Raw genomic sequence first — 15,819 nt, forward strand, 5'->3', positions numbered from 1 at the left:
TGCGCCGTTCGCTCTGATCTGTTCTTGTGACAGATCAGAGCGCGTGATCGGCGAAGGTGGTGGCGCTAGGCGTCGGCCAGATGACTGCGGGAGCTGTTGATGCGCTGCGCCTCGGCTAGTTGGTCTTCCAAGATGATGATGCGGCAGGCGGCTTCCAGAGATGTGCCCTGGTCGACCAGTTCCCGGGCCCTGGCGGCCAGGCGCAGCTGGTAGCGGGAGTAGCGGCGGTGTCCGCCGCGGGAGCGTTGCGGCTCGATCAGCCTGGCGGCGCCCAGGGCGCGCAGAAACGCTGGGGTGACCTGGAGCATCTCCGTGGCCGCGCCCATGCTGTAGGCGGGATAGTTCTCATCGTCGAACCTGTCGCAGGCTCCGCGGTGCTCGAGTGTGGCGGTGCCGGCGGTTGGGTGCGTTTGATCCATACAAGCCTTTCGTGATGCGACAGAGGGCCCCGGCGCGTCTCGCGCCGGGGCCCCGAAGAGTTTCAACACCATCTACCGGCCATCGGCCGGACTTACCGTTTCCGCATCAGCCGTACAGCGCGGCGATGCGGGGATCGCGAATGCGTGACCGTAGACCACCTTCCCATCTGTGGAACTGCGGTACCCGAGCGGCGAGACTCAGCCGGCAACGGGCGATCCTGATGGTGTTCAACACTCCCTTCATCTCTATCTTCCGGACCACTGTCCAACTTCTTCTTCGGCAGCGCGTCCACGGTCGGGGCCCTGACTACTGCGCTGGCCCTTCACGTCCGACCTTCTGCCCCCTGCCATCAACCAACTTCAACATCTTCGGCAGCGCGTCCACGGTCGGGGCCCTTGCAACTGCCCTGGCCCGTCACGTCCGACCTTCTGCCCTCACAAACTTCGACTTCATCCACCATGTCCGGGCAGTTCGGCGTCCTGCTACATCTTTTCTGCGCTGCCCGGCGTTTCGTTCCTTGCGATGTCAGAAACATTAGCCCCCACGGCAACGAATGTCTACTCCAGTCGCTACAGATTTTCTCTTACGTGGTGACGGAGGTATCGGTGCAGGCCAGCGGGACGCGGGCAGGTCCACGCGGACGGCGGCTGGCGTCTGGCGACAGGGCAAGCAGCCGTGCTGATCCGACTTGGCATCGCCAGGCGAAGGCGACGATTTCCTCGGGCTGGATGGAGACGCGGGGCTGGAACCGAAGGTCGGGGGGTTGGCGGGGAGCTCGTGGATGTCGATGTCTACAGGGACGACGTCGTGGAAGGGCGACGACCGGCGTACTGCCACGGCAGGCCGGTCTCCTCTTCCCATTCGCGCGGCGCGGTCAGACCCGCCACGCCTCCTCCCGCAAGCTGAGTAGGCCCTACTCATGAACTCCAGGGGTAGATCGCCAACAATCTCCTCACATCCCCGCTGAGGAGGCCCTGGAATGCACCGCCGGCATCGCGGAGTGATCGGTACCATCCTGGTCTTCACCCTGATGGCCGTCGCGGCCCTGATCCCGCTGCCCGGGTACGCGGCCGATCCGGTCCAGGCGGCGTGCGAGTTCCCCGCGGGCGGGCTTTTCCTCATGGAAGGGGACAAGTTACCCAGCGAGCTCACGCTCACCAACGGCACGGACAACGTGGTGACCTTCACCGTCACCATGCGGGAGAACTTCCACTACGGCCGCGAGCACCTCGTCCACGAGCGGGCCGTCGTCGGGTCGGCGACCTTCCGCGGCGAGCTCGACCTGGGCCCGGCGTACGGCCTGGGCCTGGGCCCGGCCGACATCGTGCTGGACATCAGATCCTCGGCGACGGGCAACACCGTCCTGGCCACGTGCACGGTCACCATCCGGGTGCTGGCGCTCCCGGATTCGGACGGCGACGGCCTGCCGGACGAGTGGGAGACCAAGGGCATCGACTACGACAGGGACGGCGACGTCGACTACCACCTGGAGGAGCGGGCCGACCCGCACCGCAAGGACGTCTTCGTGGAGATGGACGCCATGATGTGCCAAGCCGCCTACTGCAGGAACCGTCCCCGCAGGCTCTCGGACGAAGCGGTGCTCGCGGTGTTCTGGGAGTTCGCCGAGCACGGGATCGCCCTCCACGTCGACCGCGACGAGGACACGGTGACGGAAGTCGAGGGCCTGCTGTTCGATGTGAAGGGATCGGGCGGCCTGGACGACTTCGACGACATCAAGTCCGGATTCACCGATCGCCCGTGTGACGGCCGGTTCGGCGCCCCTCAGGAGCGCTCCTCGGCCAACTGCGTGAACGTCCTGGGCGCCAAGCGGCTGGCCTTCCACTACGCGCTGTCGGCCCACGCCGTCACGGGCAGAGGCACCACGTCGGGATTCGCCGAACTCGGCGACGACTCCGCCACCACGGTCGCCGACGCCCAGCGCACCGGCCGGGCGCTCCCCGGCGGCAACGACTTCCTCATCACGCTCGGCGCCTGGACCGACGACATGATCACCGCCAACGGCGGGTTGGCGGACGTCGAGGCCGGCACGTTCATCCACGAGCTCGGCCATAACCTGGGCCTTCAGCACGGCGGGAGCGACCCGATCAACTGCAAGCCGAACTACACCAGCGTGATGAACTACCTCTACCAGTTCCCCGGCTCCAACGCGGATTGGAAGCCCGACTACCAGAACTGGGCGCATGGCACGCTCAAGGAGGACGCCGGCCTCGACGAGACGGGCCCCGCCGTACCCGACGCCTACACCTCGATCGTCTACGGCTTGAACGGCGTGCGGCGCGACGCCTCCTCCACCGAGCCGCTGGACTGGAACGGCGACAAGGTCGTGGAGACCGCCGCGACGGCCGACGTCAACCACATCGCGCTGGGCGACGACACCACCTCCTGTCCGGCCTCACCCAAGCAGACGCTCACCGCCTGGGAGGACTGGAGCCGCCTGCGGTTCAACTTTCGCGAGAGCCGCATGTTCGCCGAGGGCACCCACAGGGGCGTGACCGGCGCCGGCGCGCAGGAGATCACCGGCGAGGCCGCGCAGAGCCTGCACTCACCCATCGACCTGGCCGTCACCAAGACCGTGGACAAGCCGCAGGCGGACGCGGGCGACACCCTCACCTACACCGTCCAGGCCACCGGCCGAGGAGCGGGCACGCCCACGAACGTCTCCCTCGCCGACACCCTCCCGGACGGAACCGCCGTCATCCGTGCCCTGAGCGCGCTGCCGGCCACCGAGAGGTTCACCTACCCGATCCCGTGCACGGCCGCGGACGGCTCGACTGTCACCAACAAGGTGCGGATCTCGGGAACCAACCAGTACGGGTCCCCGGAGCACGGCACGCTCGGCGACAACACCGCGACGGCTTCCACCACGGTTCGCCGACCCGTCCCCGGTCTGACGGTGACCGCCCCGCCCTCCGCGAACGCGGGCGAGTCGATCTCGTACGCGATCGAATACCGCAACACGGGCACCGGAGCGGCCTCCTCGGCCACGATCACCGCCACACTCCCGGCAGGGGTGTACTACAGCACCTCGCTCGACGACGGCGCGGGCCCTCGGCCCACCGCCGTCATCGGTAACGCCGACGGGACGACCACCCTGCGGTGGGAGACTGGGCGGATCGCTCCGGGTTCCGCGCCCGGCACGATCGCGTTCACCGCGCGCCCAAGCCTGCTGCACACCGATGGTGCCGGCCTCACGGTGCCGGTGTCGGCGCGCTTCAGCGGTGGCGGCTGCGACTTCGCCGCACCTGCCGCGACGGCGAGCACGAGGATCACCGCTGTCGCGCCCACCCGCGATCCGATGATCGTCACGCTCTGGGCACTGCGGACCTCGCTTCACACACCCGAGAACCTTGCCCGTGTCCAGGCCACCGACGTCCGGTTCGACACCGGCGCCGACGGGTCGTTGTCCCGCGCCGACGTTTCGGAGGCTTTCCTGCTGCCGTTGCTCCAGCCGCGTACGCTCCGGGCAGAGTTGCTGGCGGCCTGCCTCAACCTGGCCACCCGCCGGATCGGTGCCGAGACGGAGCTTCGGTCGCTCACGGCGGGACGGCTCGGGTTGCGGACGGCCGGCGATGCCGTCCGGTACGCGCAGGCCACGCTCGACCTGCCGCTGTCGGGGAATCTACTGCGGTACACGGCGACCACCACGTTGCTGGCGGAGATCAACAGTGGGATCGGGGTGCGGTGGCGGTGATCTCGCATGCGGGCTTGTACCGCCTCATAGCTCATCGCACGGTCGGCCGCCTTCTGACCGCTCGGGACCGGGCACCATCTCATGGTGAGCGAGCAGGCCCTCGCCTGGCCGCACCAGTTCGAACGGCTGCGCATCCGCTCCGAAGACTCGACCTTGCGCGCGGCCTCGTCTGCCCGCACCGACGCAGGACCGCAGGCTGAAACCGTCAGCTACTCGGTCGTGGCCTCATGGGCCGGGGCCGGAGCCTTGGGGGTCGACCAAGATGATGACGGTCAACAGGATGATCCAGGCGACGATCACGGCGATCAGGAGCCTGCTCGGGGAGAGCCTGCGGGAGAAGAACTTGGGGATTCTCACAGCCATCCGCTCTTGCGCAGCAGCCGGTGGACGAAGAGCACGGCGACGACCATGACCGCAAGGCTCAAGGGGTAGCCGAGCAACCAGTGCAGCTCGGGCATGTAGTCGAAGTTCATGCCGTAAATCCCGGCGATCATGGTGGGGACGGCGATGAGTGCCGCCCACGAAGAGATCTTGCGCATGTCGGCGTTCTGCTGCATGGCCACCGTGTTCTGCTCACGGCCCACCAGGGCCAGATGGGCGCTCAAGGCGCTGGTGAGCAGCTCGTTGTGCTCATCGACCTGGGCGTCCACCCGCAACAGGTGATCGAGAACATCGCGGAACTGCTCCCGGTTGGCCGTGCACAGCTCCACGCGGTCTTTGACGATCTCCTCCAGCACCGGGATCAGCGGGTCCTGGGCGGTGCGGAACTCCAACACCTCGCGTTTGAGTGAATAGATGTCGGCGGTGACATCGGCGTGCTCACCGCTGAACACCCGCTGCTCCAGGGCGATGAGATCGCCCGCGACCTCGTGGGAGATGCGCGAGTAGGCGTCGACGACCTCGTCGCAGATCGCGTACAGCACCCCGGCCGGGCCCGCGGCCAGCAGATCGGGGTCGGATTCGATGCGGCGGCGTACCCCGCTCAGCGGGTTGGCCTGGCCGTGGCGGACACTGATGACGAAGTCGTGGCCGAGGAACAGGTTGATCTCGCCGACCTCGATGTCGGAGCTCTCCTCCACATACAGCAGCGGCTTGAGCACGATGAACAGAGTGTCGTCATAGCGTTCGAGCTTGGGCCGCTGGTGGGCGTGGATGGCGTCCTCCACCGCCAGCGGATGCAGCTTCACCTCGCTGGTGATCAGGTCGAACTCCTCCTGTGTGGGCTCGTGCAGGCCGATCCACAAGAAGCAGTCGCCCCGGGCGCGGGCGGCGGTGACCGCATCGCTGATGTCGCCGTTGATGGTCTCGCGCACTCCGTCGCAGTAGATCGCTTTGTCCACAATCACATCCGGCATTCTCGCGTACCCGCCCCCTCCCTCGTCTCCTGCCACCGATGTGGAAGGCGCTCGGACACCCCTCGTGCCATCTCTCAATCGCCACCGTCCCTCGCAGGCCTGCCGTGACCGTTCAAGGCGACAGAGCTCCGTGCCGCCGCGACCGGCCAGGCGCTTGCCCGCCGGCCGGACCTGCAGCCCTGCCCGGCAGCAGTTCCGGCCGCCCCGTCATACCGAGCCCCCGCCTGATCTCCGAGCCGACGCGGAGTCCACGGAAAGGGCCAGGAAGACCATCGACGGGCTCCCTCAGACGCTCGACGCCGTCGCGGTCGTGCAGTTTTCACGCTCGATGACCACCGAGCGGCTCGTCACCTTCAACCGGAGGCACAAGATCTGCGGAGGGGCGGACGTCTCCTACATCTACTCCCCGTACTACTACGACGACTCCAGCAGCGACCCCCGGGTGAACGCGGTCGTCTGGAACCGCGACACGACCCAGCAGGACAGCTGGACGGACGTCGCCTATCAGTGCGAGACGGAGCCCGAGGCGGCGTTGGCGGAGTTCCGCAGGTGGGTCGGGCTACTTGACGACGGGGAAGACCTCGGCGTGTTCGAGCTGAACTACGAGTGGCTCACCGAGGCGGTGGGGGAGGGAGTCGTGCACGGGCTCGTCGTCGACCGCTGGAAACTCGCCGACCTGCGTAAGCTCCTCGATGACCCGGAGGTACGGACGGTTCATCTCGCCGACGTCGCCTTCGACCTCGGCCAGATCGGGTAGCGGTCTTCGGCGAGCTCAGGAGGTGGCTGTGCTGAGGCGCCAGTCGGGCGCCCGAAGCCGGACCGGGCCGACCGGGCCATCCTCACGGCACTGGCCCGGTGGTTTCCGACGGTGCTGCGCGCTCGTCGGCGCCGGGGGCCACGTGCACGCGCTTGATCGGTACAACTGTCATCTCCCCGAGGTGACCGCCAGCTCCTGGGGTTCCTGCTGTGCCGGCGCCAGCTGTTCGTGGAATCCGCCGTCCGGGGAGCGCGTGATGATCCCGGTCTCCACTCCGTGCTCCACCACGTGGCGATCCGTCTGCTGCAGTGCGAGGCAGATCCACCGGGTGATGATGAAGGCGATGACGGGGCCGATGACCACGGCGTACCTGAAGAAGATCGTCACAGCCTCGACGGTGAGGTGGAACTGGTGGGCGATCTGGTCGTTGGCCGCGGCTGCCCACAGCAGGCCGTAGAACGTGATGCCGGCGACCGCGATGGCCGTCTTCGTCGGCGTGTCGCGTGGTCGATCGAGCATGTTCTGCGCGCCCGGTACGCGGGTCATGCGGCTCGTGGTCTTGGGCCGGCCCAGTGCGTCGCGGCGGCTGCGTCGGGAGACGAGGAAGCGCTCGGCGGTCGGGTAGGCGGCCAGGGCGGTGAAGAAGAGCCCTGGTATCACCAGCGTGGGGATGAGGACCGCGAGGCTGAGCGTGTAGTCCCCAAGAGTGAGTTCCCACCCGGGCATGATCCGGAGGGCGCCGTCGAGGAACCCCATGTACCAGTCAGGTACCGAGCCCGCCGAGATCTGCGTCGGCTTGGCGGGGCCGTACAGCCATATGGGGGCGATCTGGAACCCGAACCCGAGGATGATCAGCATGCCGAACGTCGCGAGGGCCATCATGGGGCGTGCGCTCCGCCGTGCCGACACCGAGGCGATGAATCGGGAGTGGCCGTGCCGCCGCACCAGGAGTTCACGGGCGATCAGCAGGACGGCCATGACGACCGCGATCAGCAGGTGCCCGCCGTACATCACCGGAATGATCCTGTCTCCGGGGAAGTCCGGCCCGAACAGCAGCGACAGCGCCCAGGTTCCTACGAAGGGGATGGACTGCACGACCGACATGATCAGCCACAGGCTCCCACCCGACAGCATGTCGTCAGGCAGGGCGTTGCCGGTCTCGCCCGCGGCCATGCCCAGCGCCAGCAGCGTCACCCAGATCAGCCACTGAGTGGTGCGCGGGCGGCGGAACGCGCCGGTGAGGAACATGCGCAGCAGCTGCAACGCGACGGCCGCCACGAAGACGAGCGCCGCCCAGTGGTGGACCTGGCGGATGAGCAGGCCGCCACGCACTTCCAGGCTGAGATGCATGGTCGAGTCGAAGGCCCTGCTGACGAAGAGTCCACGCAGCGGGCCGTAGGAGCCGTCATAGGTCACCTGGGACATGCTGGGGTCGTAGAACACCATCAGCACGGCCCCGGTCACCAGCAGGACGACGAACGACCAGACGGCGATCTCCGCGAACATGAACGACCAGTGCGAGAACTGAAACGACCGGTGCTTGACCAGCGAACGCATGTGGGCCCCCTAACCTTGCCTACTCATAGGACGGATTCGGGCCGCGGAATGTGACGAAGATAAGGCGTCGGCGACGGTGATTAGCGTCACTACCGTCGGCTTCTTCGCCGGGGCTGACGTGACCATCGCTGTTCATGGCCGGTGTGGCCGCCGTGACCCGCCTAATCGCCAATGACGCGTCGGCTGGTGTTCGAGGACGCGTGTGGTCTGATGCGCGGCAAGCCCTCTCACGTTTGCGCAGGTCACAGCGCGATGATGAGTACATGGATGTGAACGAGGTGCTCCTTCCGGGTGTGGGGCTGCGGTATGAGTTCACCAACCAGGACGGTGACCGGATCGGTGTGGTGGCGCGGCGGACGGGCGAGTTCGAGTTGGTCGTCTACGGGAGCGAGGATCCCGACCAGGGCCGGTCCATGCTCCGGCTCAACAGCGAGGAGGCCGACACGCTCGCCGAGATCCTCGGTGCGCCTCGCATCGCGGAGCGGTTCGCCGATCTCACCAAGGAGGTGCCGGGACTGAGCGCGGGGCAGACGGGGGTGCGGGCCGGCTCTCCCTACGTGGATCGCCCGCTGGGGCACACCAGGGCGCGAAGCCGTACGGGAGCGTCCATCGTGGCGATCGTCCGCGGTGAAGATGTGATCGCGTCCCCGACACCTGATGAGGTGCTGCGAGCGGGCGATGTCCTGGTGGTCATCGGAACCCGCAGCGGGATAGCCGGCGTGGAACAGATCATCCGGGGCTGAGTCGTGCAGACCTCCGTCGCGCTGCTGCTGGAGCTGGGTGTCATCCTGGCCGCCCTCAGCGTCCTCGGTGCTCTGGCGCGGCGGTTCGCTCTCTCGCCCATTCCGCTCTACCTTCTCGCCGGCCTCTCGCTGGGCGAAGGAGGCATTGCCCCCGTACCCGCCGCCGGTGAGTTCGTCCAGGTCGGCGCGGCCATCGGGCTGGTCCTGCTGCTGCTCGCCCTCGGGCTGCAGTTCTCCATCCACGAGTTCTCCGTCAGCCTGCGCCGCCACGTGCCCTCGGCAGGCGTCGACCTCGTACTGAACGCGGTTCCCGGCGCGCTGGCCGGCTGGTATCTCGGCCTGGACGCCGTCGGCATCCTTGCCCTGGCCGGCGTCACCTACATCTCTTCCTCAGGCATCATCGCCAGGCTCCTTGATGACCTACGGCGGTTGGGCAACCGGGAAACCCCTGCCGTGTTGTCGGTCCTGGTGCTGGAAGACTTCGCCATGGCCGCCTATCTGCCGTTGCTCGTTGTACTCGCCTCCGGCGGCACGTGGTGGCAAGCGGGACTGGGCGTGCTCATCGCGGTCGGCGCGGTGCTGGCCGCCTTCGTCGTGTCGTATCGATGGGGCCACCATCTCGGGCGGTTGCTTTCCGATCCAGACCCTGAGCAGCTCATGTTGAGAGTCCTGGGCCTCACCCTGATCGTGGCGGCACTGGCCGAGCTCGTCCACGCATCGGCCGCGGTCGGTGCCTTTCTCGTCGGGCTCACGCTCACCGGGGAGGCGGCCAGGCGGGCTCGCAATGTCCTCACCCCGTTGCGCGACCTGTTCGCCGCGGTCTTCTTCCTGGCGATCGGTCTGTCGGTCAGCCTGAGCGATCTTGTCCCTGTGCTCCCTGTCGCCCTCGTCCTGGCCGCCGTCACGGCCGCCACGAAAGTGGTCACCGGTCAGTACGCGGCGTGGCGGGAGGGAGCAGGGCCGCGTGGCCGCTTGAGAGCGGGGACGGTGCTTATCGTTCGCGGCGAGTTCTCCATAGTGATCATCGGCTTGGTCGGCGCTCATCACGACAGGCTGGGTCCTTTGGTGGCTGCCTATGTCCTCGTGCTGGCCATAGCCGGGCCGCTCGTCACGCGTCTGGGAGGCGCGCCACCGTACCGCCCACGGCTTCTACCCGGCACGAATGCCGGCAACAGCTAGAGCCGAGACGCTGGACACGCCGGAGGCTGTTGATGTGCGACGTCGCTGACCACTGGACAGTACGGTGAGATACCGACGATCCTGTCATCAATCACTGTCGCTCGTCTTGGCGCTTGACAAGGGCTACGTCATGGAACAGTTTCACCACCCCCGCGCCGTGATGAACGGCAGAGGGACGGCGGCCAGACCGACCCCGCAACGCGAGTGGCTGCTGTCCGGGATCTCCGGACGGGTGGTGGAACTCGGCGCCGGAGACGGTACCAAGCTCGCCTGCTATCCACCGGGCCTGGACGAGATCGTGATCGTCGAGGCGGATCCGTCCCTGCGCCAGGCGGCACGCGAGGCGGCCTCCTCCGTCTCCTCGCCGGTGCGGGTGGTCGACGGCAGCCTGACCAGGCTGCCTCTTCCTGACAACTTCGCCGACGTCGTGATCTGCTCGCTGATGCTGTGCAGCTCACCGCGTCCGGATGCCACGCTGGCGGAGGTGCGCAGGGTGCTGCGCCGGGACGGCGAGCTCCGCTTCTACGAGCACACACGGTCGTTCAATCCGGTCGTGGCTTTCGCCGAAGGCTTGATCACGCCTGTCTGGGCGCCCGCTTGTGGTGGCTGCCATCCGGCGCGGGATCCATTGGGCGCCATCGAGAAGGTGTTCGCGATCCGCCGGCTCGAACGATTCTCGTTCGACCATGTCGCACATGTGATGGGCGTAGCTACATAGCGTCAGTGGATCACGAGCACGGGGCAGGGCGCGTGGCGCAGCACGGTATCGAGTGTGCTGGAATGCGTGCCCCAGCGACTGTGACCGACGATGAGCAAGTCCGCGTCCAGATCACGCGCAGCCTGGAGTATCTCCGTCGCCGGATGCCCTACCCGGAGCTCGGTTCGTATGCTCTGATCCTGTTCACGCGCATGACGATCAGCTTCGCGCAGCCATACCTCGCATGGCTGCGGCTGGTCCTCCGCGCGAGTCGGCCCCCGTTTGTCGACCGCCACGGCGATCACCTCGCACGGCGGGGACTTCGCCGCACGCTGAAGCGCCTCTCCGAGCGCCCTTCGGGTACTCGGCGAATCGTTGTAGGCGACGACCAACCGACCAGCCACCCTTCCAGTGTCAATGGCCCGCGCAGCAGACGCCAAGCCCTATCCGGTCCGAGTAGACCCTTGCTGCGCGCCGGAAAGCCTGGTCGCACAGCAGGGGTAACTCCACACGGGGGAGCCCGTACGTGGCGCATCGCCGTCTTGGTCGAGGAGGGCATCTTGATCTTGCTGGACTACGGACACCTTCGCCCTTCGCCGACCCGGACGCGCATGCGCCTCCTTCGCGGATGGCTCTCTTGGACCCCTGCTACGCCCGCGGAGGCAGAGATCGGCAGATGTTGATAGGGTCATTCGTGGTGCGCCGGGAAGTCTGGTCGGCAATGTCCTAGTCGATCCCGACAGACAGGCCGACAACTATGCGCGCGCGTGATCTGCTTGCCGATTTTCCGACCGTGGGGCTCGACACCCCCGTGATCGAAGCGGCCAGGCTCCTGGCCGACCAGGACCTACCCGGTTTGATCGTCGTCGACGCCGACGGCCTGCCGTTCACGATCCTGCCCGGCACCCAGGTGCTGCGCATGGCCGTGCCCGGCTACTGCCAGGACGACCCCGCGCTGGCCCGCGTGATCGACGAGGCGCACGCCGACCTGTTCCTACGCCAACTCAGCGAACGGACCGTGCGTGAGGCGCTCCCCCGCGAGCGGCGTGAACTGCCCGTCGCCGATCTGAACGCCACCGTGCTCGAACTGGCCGCGCTGATGGCCCGCACACACAGCCCGCTGGTCGCCGTCGTGGCCGGAGGCCGGTTGCACGGCGCGGTCACGCTGCAGGCGCTGCTCGACCGGGCGGTGGAGGCGTGACGGTCACCGCATGGCTGGCGGTGGCGATCTTCCTGTGCGCCTACGCCCTCATCGCCACCGAGAAGATCCACAGGGTGGCGGCGGCGCTGGGCGCGGCCGGGCTCATGCTGCTCATCCACGCCACCGACGCCGAGGCCGCCTTCTTCTCCGAGCAATCCGGCGTTGACTGGAACGTCATCTTCCTGCTGCTCGGCATGATGATCATCGTCGGCGTGCTCAAGCAGACCGGCGTCTTCGAGTACCTGGCCATCTGGGCCGCCAAACGGGCCAGAGGACGCCCCTTCAGGCTGATGGTCCTGCTCGTGGTCATCACCGCGGTCGCCTCCGCGATGCTCGACAACGTCACCACGGTGCTCCTCATCGCCCCCGTGACGTTCCTGGTGTGCGAACGGCTGGCGCTGCCCGCCGCGCCGTACCTGATCGCCGAGGCGATGGCCTCCAACATCGGCGGCGCGGCGACCTTGGTCGGCGACCCGCCCAACATCATCATCGCCAGCAGGGGAGGGCTGTCGTTCAACGACTTCCTCATCCACATGGCGCCGCTGGTCGTGGTGCTGATGGTGGTCTTCGTCGGGCTGTGCAGGATCCTGTTCCGCAAGGTGTTCGTCTACGACCCCGAGCGCGCGGCCGAGATCATGGCGCTCAACGAGCGCGAGGCCATCCGCGACCCGCGCCTGCTGTGGCAGTCACTCGGCGTCCTGGCCCTGGTGATGGTCGGATTCGTGCTGCACCCCGTGCTGCACTACGAGCCCTCGGTGGTGGCGGTGCTGGGTGCGGGCGTCCTGGTGGCGGCGACGAAGGTCACCACGGAGGAGTCGCTCGAAGAGGTGGAGTGGCCGACGCTGGTCTTCTTCGCGGGGCTGTTCGTCATGGTCGGCGCCCTGGTGAACACAGGGGTGATCGGGGAGCTCTCCCAGATGGCGGTCAGCGCCACCGAGGGACAACTGGGATTGACCACCATGGGGTTGCTGGGGGTCTCGGCGGGGCTGTCGGCGATCGTGGACAACATCCCGTACGTGGCCACCATGAGCCCGATCGTCGCCGAACTGGTTCAGGCCAACGGCGGTAACGGCACAGGGCAGGTGCTGTGGTGGGCGCTCGCCTTCGGCGCCGACCTGGGCGGCAACGCCACCGCGGTCGGCGCGGCGGCCAACGTCGTCGTCCTGGGCATCGCCGCACGTAACCGCACGCCGATCAGCTTCTGGGAGTTCACCAAGTACGGCCTGGTGGTGACGGCGGTCACGGTGGCGCTGGTGGCGCCGTATCTGTGGGTCCGTTACCTGATGTGAGGAAGTCCCGTCTCAGGGACGCTGTCGGTTCTCACGTTCCTGGTCCCAGCGGTCCAGAAGTTTGGGGAATTCACGGGCCATGAAGCCGTACATGTCCCGCATGAGTTCCAGCCGCTGCCTGGGTTCAGGGGAGTCGCCGACCGCGCGAAGACCTCGCTGTGCCAGCGCGCTGAACGCGTCGAACTCACTCATCTTCGCGCGGAAGGCGCGGGCGAAGATGTCCTCCTCCAGCCGATAGCGATCCCTTCGCTCCTGGGGCGGACGAAAGCGGACGATCAACCCGGCCGCCTCCAGCTGGCGTAGCGCCACGCTCATGCTGCTCTTCGCCACGCCCAGCCGCCCGCCCAGCTCCGACGCGTCAGCCGTGCCATCGGAACTGGCCAGCAGCCATCCGATGACGCGGCCGGAGGTACGGCTGAGACCCAGCCGTTCGAAGTACAACCCCGCTTCCTCAACGAACTCCTCCACGTCACCCATGGAGACAGCATAGAGTTCGGATTGTTCGGATTCTACCGAACGAACCGAAAGGCGGAGTCGAGATGCACCAAAGGCAACTCACCGTCGCCATCACCGGCGCCAACTCCGGCATCGGCCTTCGAGCCGCGCGCCGCCTCGCCGCCCAGGGACACCGTCTCCTGATCATCTGCCGAGATCCTGGTCGTGGTAAGGCCGCGGCGGCCACGATCGAGAACAGCCGACTGATCGTCGCAGATCTGGCGGACCCCACCTCGATCGACAAGGCCGCCGCCACGATCGCCGGCCAGGTCGGTTACCTGGACGTGCTGATCAACAACGCCGCCGTTTTCGACCAGGCGATGCGCGAGCCTGTCATCACCCCGGCCGGTCATGAGCTGTTCTGGTCGACCAACCATCTCGGGCCGTTCCGGCTCACGGCGCGGCTCAGCCACCTCCTCGCCGCCGCGCCGAGGCCTCGCGTGATCAACGTTGCCAGCAAGGGACTGGTCACGATGCCGCGCATCAAGATCCGCTTCGACCACCTGGATGAGACGGACTGGTACAGCCCCACGCGGGCCTACTACCACGCCAAACTGGCGCAGATCATGTTCACCTATTCGCTGGCCATGCGAGCGGGTGACAGGCTCGATGTCGCCTGCGTGCGCGTCCCCTCCGTCCGGCTCGACGCGGAGCGGGTCGCCGCGATGCCCTGGTTGCTGCGCACCCTCTACGCGCCGAAGAACCGAGCCGCTCTGCCGCCGGATCGGCTCGGCGAGTCCTATGCGCTTCTGACCACGCGAATCGAGTCCTGGCGCGAGCGGCCCGCATCTGCCAGGCCCATGCACGGCATCTACCTTGACGAAAACCTTCACCCCGTCCGGGCCCCGGCACAGGCCTACGACGCCGCGGCGCGTGATCGGCTCTGGTCCGTATCCCAGCTAGCCACGGGCCACCCGCAATGGGCCTGGTGAGCGAGATGGCCATCATCATCGCCACGCGCCCGGGCGTTCCACCCGAGGACTTGACACCTGAGACCCTGGAACCTTGCTGGTTCGGGGAGAGTGTCCGGTTGGGGATGAAGAACCACCCGCCGCAGTTCAAGATGGACACGGTGGCGCTGTATGAGTCCAGGCCGGGAGCGGCGATCTCCGGGATTGCCGCGGACTTGGGGATCAGTTCGGAGACGTTGCGGAACTGGATCAGGGCCACGCGCACGGAGCGGGATGAGAGCTGTGGAGGCCGAGAACGCCGAGCTGCAGCGGCGGGGGCGCGAGCTGGAGGAAGAAGCGGGACATCCTGCGCAAGGCCGCCCGGCATGTCGCCGGGGACGCGCTGGTGAACCGCCTCCAGTTCGTCGCCGACCACGCGGACACCTACGGGGTGAAGCGGTTGTGCCGGATCGTCTCGCGCGTTCCGAATCGTCGGCTTGCGCCTGCGTAAGGAGGTCCGCACCACGGCGCCTGAGGGGTCGGCGGCTACTGAGACGGACCCGACTTCACCGCCGAGGTGCCGAATCAGCGCTATGTGGGCGACATCGCCTACCTGCCCGTCGCCGACGGCACGCGCCTGTAACTGGCGACGGTGATCGATCTGTGCTCGCGCAAGCTGGCGGGCTGAGCGATCGCCGGCCACACGCCACCGAACTGGTGGCCGACCCCCTGCGCGTCGCTGCCGGCAGCCGTGGTGGTCTGGACGGGGCGATCTTTCACTCCGATCGCGGGGCGCAATACAGCAGCAAGGAGTTCGCGGCCCTCTGCGCCGAGCTGGGCGTCGTCCAGTCCATGGGCGCGGCCGGCTCCAGCGGCGACAACGCGGCGGCGGAGTCCTTCAACACCACGATGAAACGCGAGATACTCCAAGGCAGATCCGCCTGGCCGACCGCCCGCCACGCCCGACTGGAGGTGTTCCGCTGGGTCAGCCGCTACAACTCCCGACGCCGCCGCTCCAGCACGCCTACGAAGCGGCCCGTGTCGGAGTCCTCAGGGGGAAGCCCTGTCATCGGAGAGGCAAGGACCCGCATGTAAATGCCAGCCCTAGGATGGTTCAGTACCGGTGGTGGAGCTGTTCAGGGGATTCTTTCAAGCCAGAGAAAGGTGAGGACGCCGGGATGGCGGCGTTCAGCTGCCGAGGGCCTGGAGCGGTTTCTGCCCGCTGAGCGTCCGCGACCGCTTCAGCTGCGGCCTCGGAGGCTCTCGCGGCCTCCTCATCAGCGGCGGAAGCTTCGATGGAGTCGGGTCGGACTGCTTCCGACCTGGGCAGCACTTCCGTGAAGGCCTTGGAGACGCCCTGCAGCGCGGAGGTGACCTCGCTCGGGATCACCCAGAACGTGTTCCCCTCGCCCTGGGCGAGCTGAGGGAGCACCTGGAGGTACTGGTAGGCCAGCAGCTTCGGGTCGGGGTCGTTGCGGTGGACGGCCTGGAAGACCTGGTCGATCGCGCGGGACTGGCCCTCGG

14 protein-coding genes and 2 pseudogenes are annotated in these 15,819 nt (G+C 67.3%); 9 read left to right on the plus strand and 7 right to left on the minus strand.

All coding sequences use genetic code 11. The annotated features are described in order from the left end of the window. Positions 1 to 65: 65 nt before the first annotated feature. The gene (locus ABFX50_RS42660) at positions 66 to 419 is read right to left on the minus strand and encodes a MerR family transcriptional regulator (RefSeq protein ID WP_346154986.1); all 354 of its coding nucleotides are present in this window, start codon (positions 417 to 419) and stop codon (positions 66 to 68) included. Between the two features lie 1,001 nt (positions 420 to 1,420). Here ABFX50_RS42660 and ABFX50_RS42665 point away from each other — a divergent pair. Beyond that, positions 1,421 to 4,132: a hypothetical protein gene (locus ABFX50_RS42665; RefSeq protein WP_346154987.1), complete on the plus strand. Its 2,712-nt coding sequence runs from the start codon at positions 1,421 to 1,423 to the stop codon at positions 4,130 to 4,132. Between the two features lie 225 nt (positions 4,133 to 4,357). Here the strand turns inward: ABFX50_RS42665 and ABFX50_RS42670 are convergent, their stop codons facing one another. Beyond that, the gene (locus ABFX50_RS42670; protein WP_346154988.1) at positions 4,358 to 4,489 is read right to left on the minus strand and encodes a hypothetical protein; all 132 of its coding nucleotides are present in this window, start codon (positions 4,487 to 4,489) and stop codon (positions 4,358 to 4,360) included. After that, positions 4,486 to 5,478 carry a magnesium and cobalt transport protein CorA gene (locus tag ABFX50_RS42675; RefSeq protein ID WP_346154989.1) on the minus strand — a complete coding sequence of 331 codons (993 nt, stop codon included), beginning with the start codon at positions 5,476 to 5,478 and terminating at the stop codon, positions 4,486 to 4,488. The genes ABFX50_RS42670 and ABFX50_RS42675 overlap by 4 nt, the downstream gene beginning before the upstream one ends. Positions 5,479 to 5,617: 139 nt before the next feature. Here ABFX50_RS42675 and ABFX50_RS42680 point away from each other — a divergent pair, with 139 nt between their 5' ends. Further along, positions 5,618 to 6,244, plus strand: coding sequence for a hypothetical protein (locus ABFX50_RS42680; protein WP_346154990.1), 627 nt, complete (start codon positions 5,618 to 5,620; stop codon positions 6,242 to 6,244). 168 nt (positions 6,245 to 6,412) lie between these two features. Here the strand turns inward: ABFX50_RS42680 and ABFX50_RS42685 are convergent, their stop codons facing one another. After that, positions 6,413 to 7,801, minus strand: a complete 1,389-nt coding sequence (locus tag ABFX50_RS42685; RefSeq protein ID WP_346154991.1) for a cytochrome b — start codon at positions 7,799 to 7,801, stop codon at positions 6,413 to 6,415. A 263-nt stretch (positions 7,802 to 8,064) separates the two neighbouring features. On the opposite strand from ABFX50_RS42685, the gene ABFX50_RS42690 reads away from it, so the two are divergent. The 3 genes from ABFX50_RS42690 (at position 8,065) to ABFX50_RS42700 (ending at position 10,441) form a co-directional block, all read left to right on the plus strand. Continuing rightward, entirely contained in the window at positions 8,065 to 8,544 is a 480-nt protein-coding gene (locus ABFX50_RS42690; protein WP_346154992.1) for a cation:proton antiporter regulatory subunit, read from the plus strand. Positions 8,545 to 8,547: 3 nt separating this feature from the next. Further along, complete coding sequence (locus ABFX50_RS42695) at positions 8,548 to 9,723, plus strand: cation:proton antiporter (RefSeq protein ID WP_346154993.1); 1,176 nt, start codon at positions 8,548 to 8,550, stop codon at positions 9,721 to 9,723. A 106-nt stretch (positions 9,724 to 9,829) separates the two neighbouring features. Continuing rightward, a complete protein-coding gene (locus ABFX50_RS42700) occupies positions 9,830 to 10,441 on the plus strand; it encodes a class I SAM-dependent methyltransferase (protein ID WP_346154994.1) in 612 nt (203 codons plus the stop codon). A gap of 2 nt (positions 10,442 to 10,443) precedes the next feature. Here the strand turns inward: ABFX50_RS42700 and ABFX50_RS42705 are convergent, their stop codons facing one another. Beyond that, positions 10,444 to 10,812, minus strand: a complete 369-nt coding sequence (locus ABFX50_RS42705) for a universal stress protein (protein WP_346154995.1) — start codon at positions 10,810 to 10,812, stop codon at positions 10,444 to 10,446. Positions 10,813 to 11,213: 401 nt separating this feature from the next. Between ABFX50_RS42705 and ABFX50_RS42710 the strand changes: the two genes are divergently transcribed. Together ABFX50_RS42710 and ABFX50_RS42715 are read left to right on the plus strand one after the other, a co-directional pair. Next, positions 11,214 to 11,621, plus strand: coding sequence for a CBS domain-containing protein (locus tag ABFX50_RS42710; RefSeq protein WP_346154996.1), 408 nt, complete (start codon positions 11,214 to 11,216; stop codon positions 11,619 to 11,621). Continuing rightward, a complete protein-coding gene (locus tag ABFX50_RS42715) occupies positions 11,618 to 12,910 on the plus strand; it encodes an ArsB/NhaD family transporter (protein ID WP_346154997.1) in 1,293 nt (430 codons plus the stop codon). Before ABFX50_RS42710 ends, ABFX50_RS42715 begins: the two co-directional genes overlap by 4 nt. Positions 12,911 to 12,922: 12 nt before the next feature. Here the strand turns inward: ABFX50_RS42715 and ABFX50_RS42720 are convergent, their stop codons facing one another. After that, the gene (locus tag ABFX50_RS42720) at positions 12,923 to 13,387 is read right to left on the minus strand and encodes a GbsR/MarR family transcriptional regulator (RefSeq protein WP_346154998.1); all 465 of its coding nucleotides are present in this window, start codon (positions 13,385 to 13,387) and stop codon (positions 12,923 to 12,925) included. A gap of 62 nt (positions 13,388 to 13,449) precedes the next feature. Between ABFX50_RS42720 and ABFX50_RS42725 the strand changes: the two genes are divergently transcribed. Both ABFX50_RS42725 and ABFX50_RS51555 read left to right on the plus strand, forming a co-directional pair. After that, positions 13,450 to 14,337 carry an SDR family NAD(P)-dependent oxidoreductase gene (locus ABFX50_RS42725; protein ID WP_346154999.1) on the plus strand — a complete coding sequence of 296 codons (888 nt, stop codon included), beginning with the start codon at positions 13,450 to 13,452 and terminating at the stop codon, positions 14,335 to 14,337. 98 nt (positions 14,338 to 14,435) lie between these two features. Further along, a pseudogene (locus ABFX50_RS51555) lies at positions 14,436 to 15,390 on the plus strand (IS3 family transposase). A gap of 19 nt (positions 15,391 to 15,409) precedes the next feature. On the opposite strand, the pseudogene ABFX50_RS42735 reads toward ABFX50_RS51555, so the two are convergent. After that, positions 15,410 to 15,819: pseudogene (locus tag ABFX50_RS42735) on the minus strand (SPFH domain-containing protein); the annotation flags it as partial.

Origin of the sequence: Nonomuraea recticatena (genome assembly GCF_039533245.1) — a bacterium.
Classification (GTDB): domain Bacteria; phylum Actinomycetota; class Actinomycetes; order Streptosporangiales; family Streptosporangiaceae; genus Nonomuraea; species Nonomuraea roseola.

Excerpts from the sequence above, each read along its gene's own strand:
- ABFX50_RS42660 (WP_346154986.1), bottom strand. The coding sequence starts at position 419 with ATGGATCAAACGCACCCAACCGCCGGCACCGCCACACTCGAGCACCGC.
- ABFX50_RS42685 (WP_346154991.1), bottom strand. The coding sequence starts at position 7,801 with ATGCGTTCGCTGGTCAAGCACCGGTCGTTTCAGTTCTCGCACTGGTCG.
- ABFX50_RS42690 (WP_346154992.1), top strand. The coding sequence starts at position 8,065 with ATGGATGTGAACGAGGTGCTCCTTCCGGGTGTGGGGCTGCGGTATGAG.
- ABFX50_RS42720 (WP_346154998.1), bottom strand. The coding sequence starts at position 13,387 with ATGGGTGACGTGGAGGAGTTCGTTGAGGAAGCGGGGTTGTACTTCGAA.
- ABFX50_RS42725 (WP_346154999.1), top strand. The coding sequence starts at position 13,450 with ATGCACCAAAGGCAACTCACCGTCGCCATCACCGGCGCCAACTCCGGC.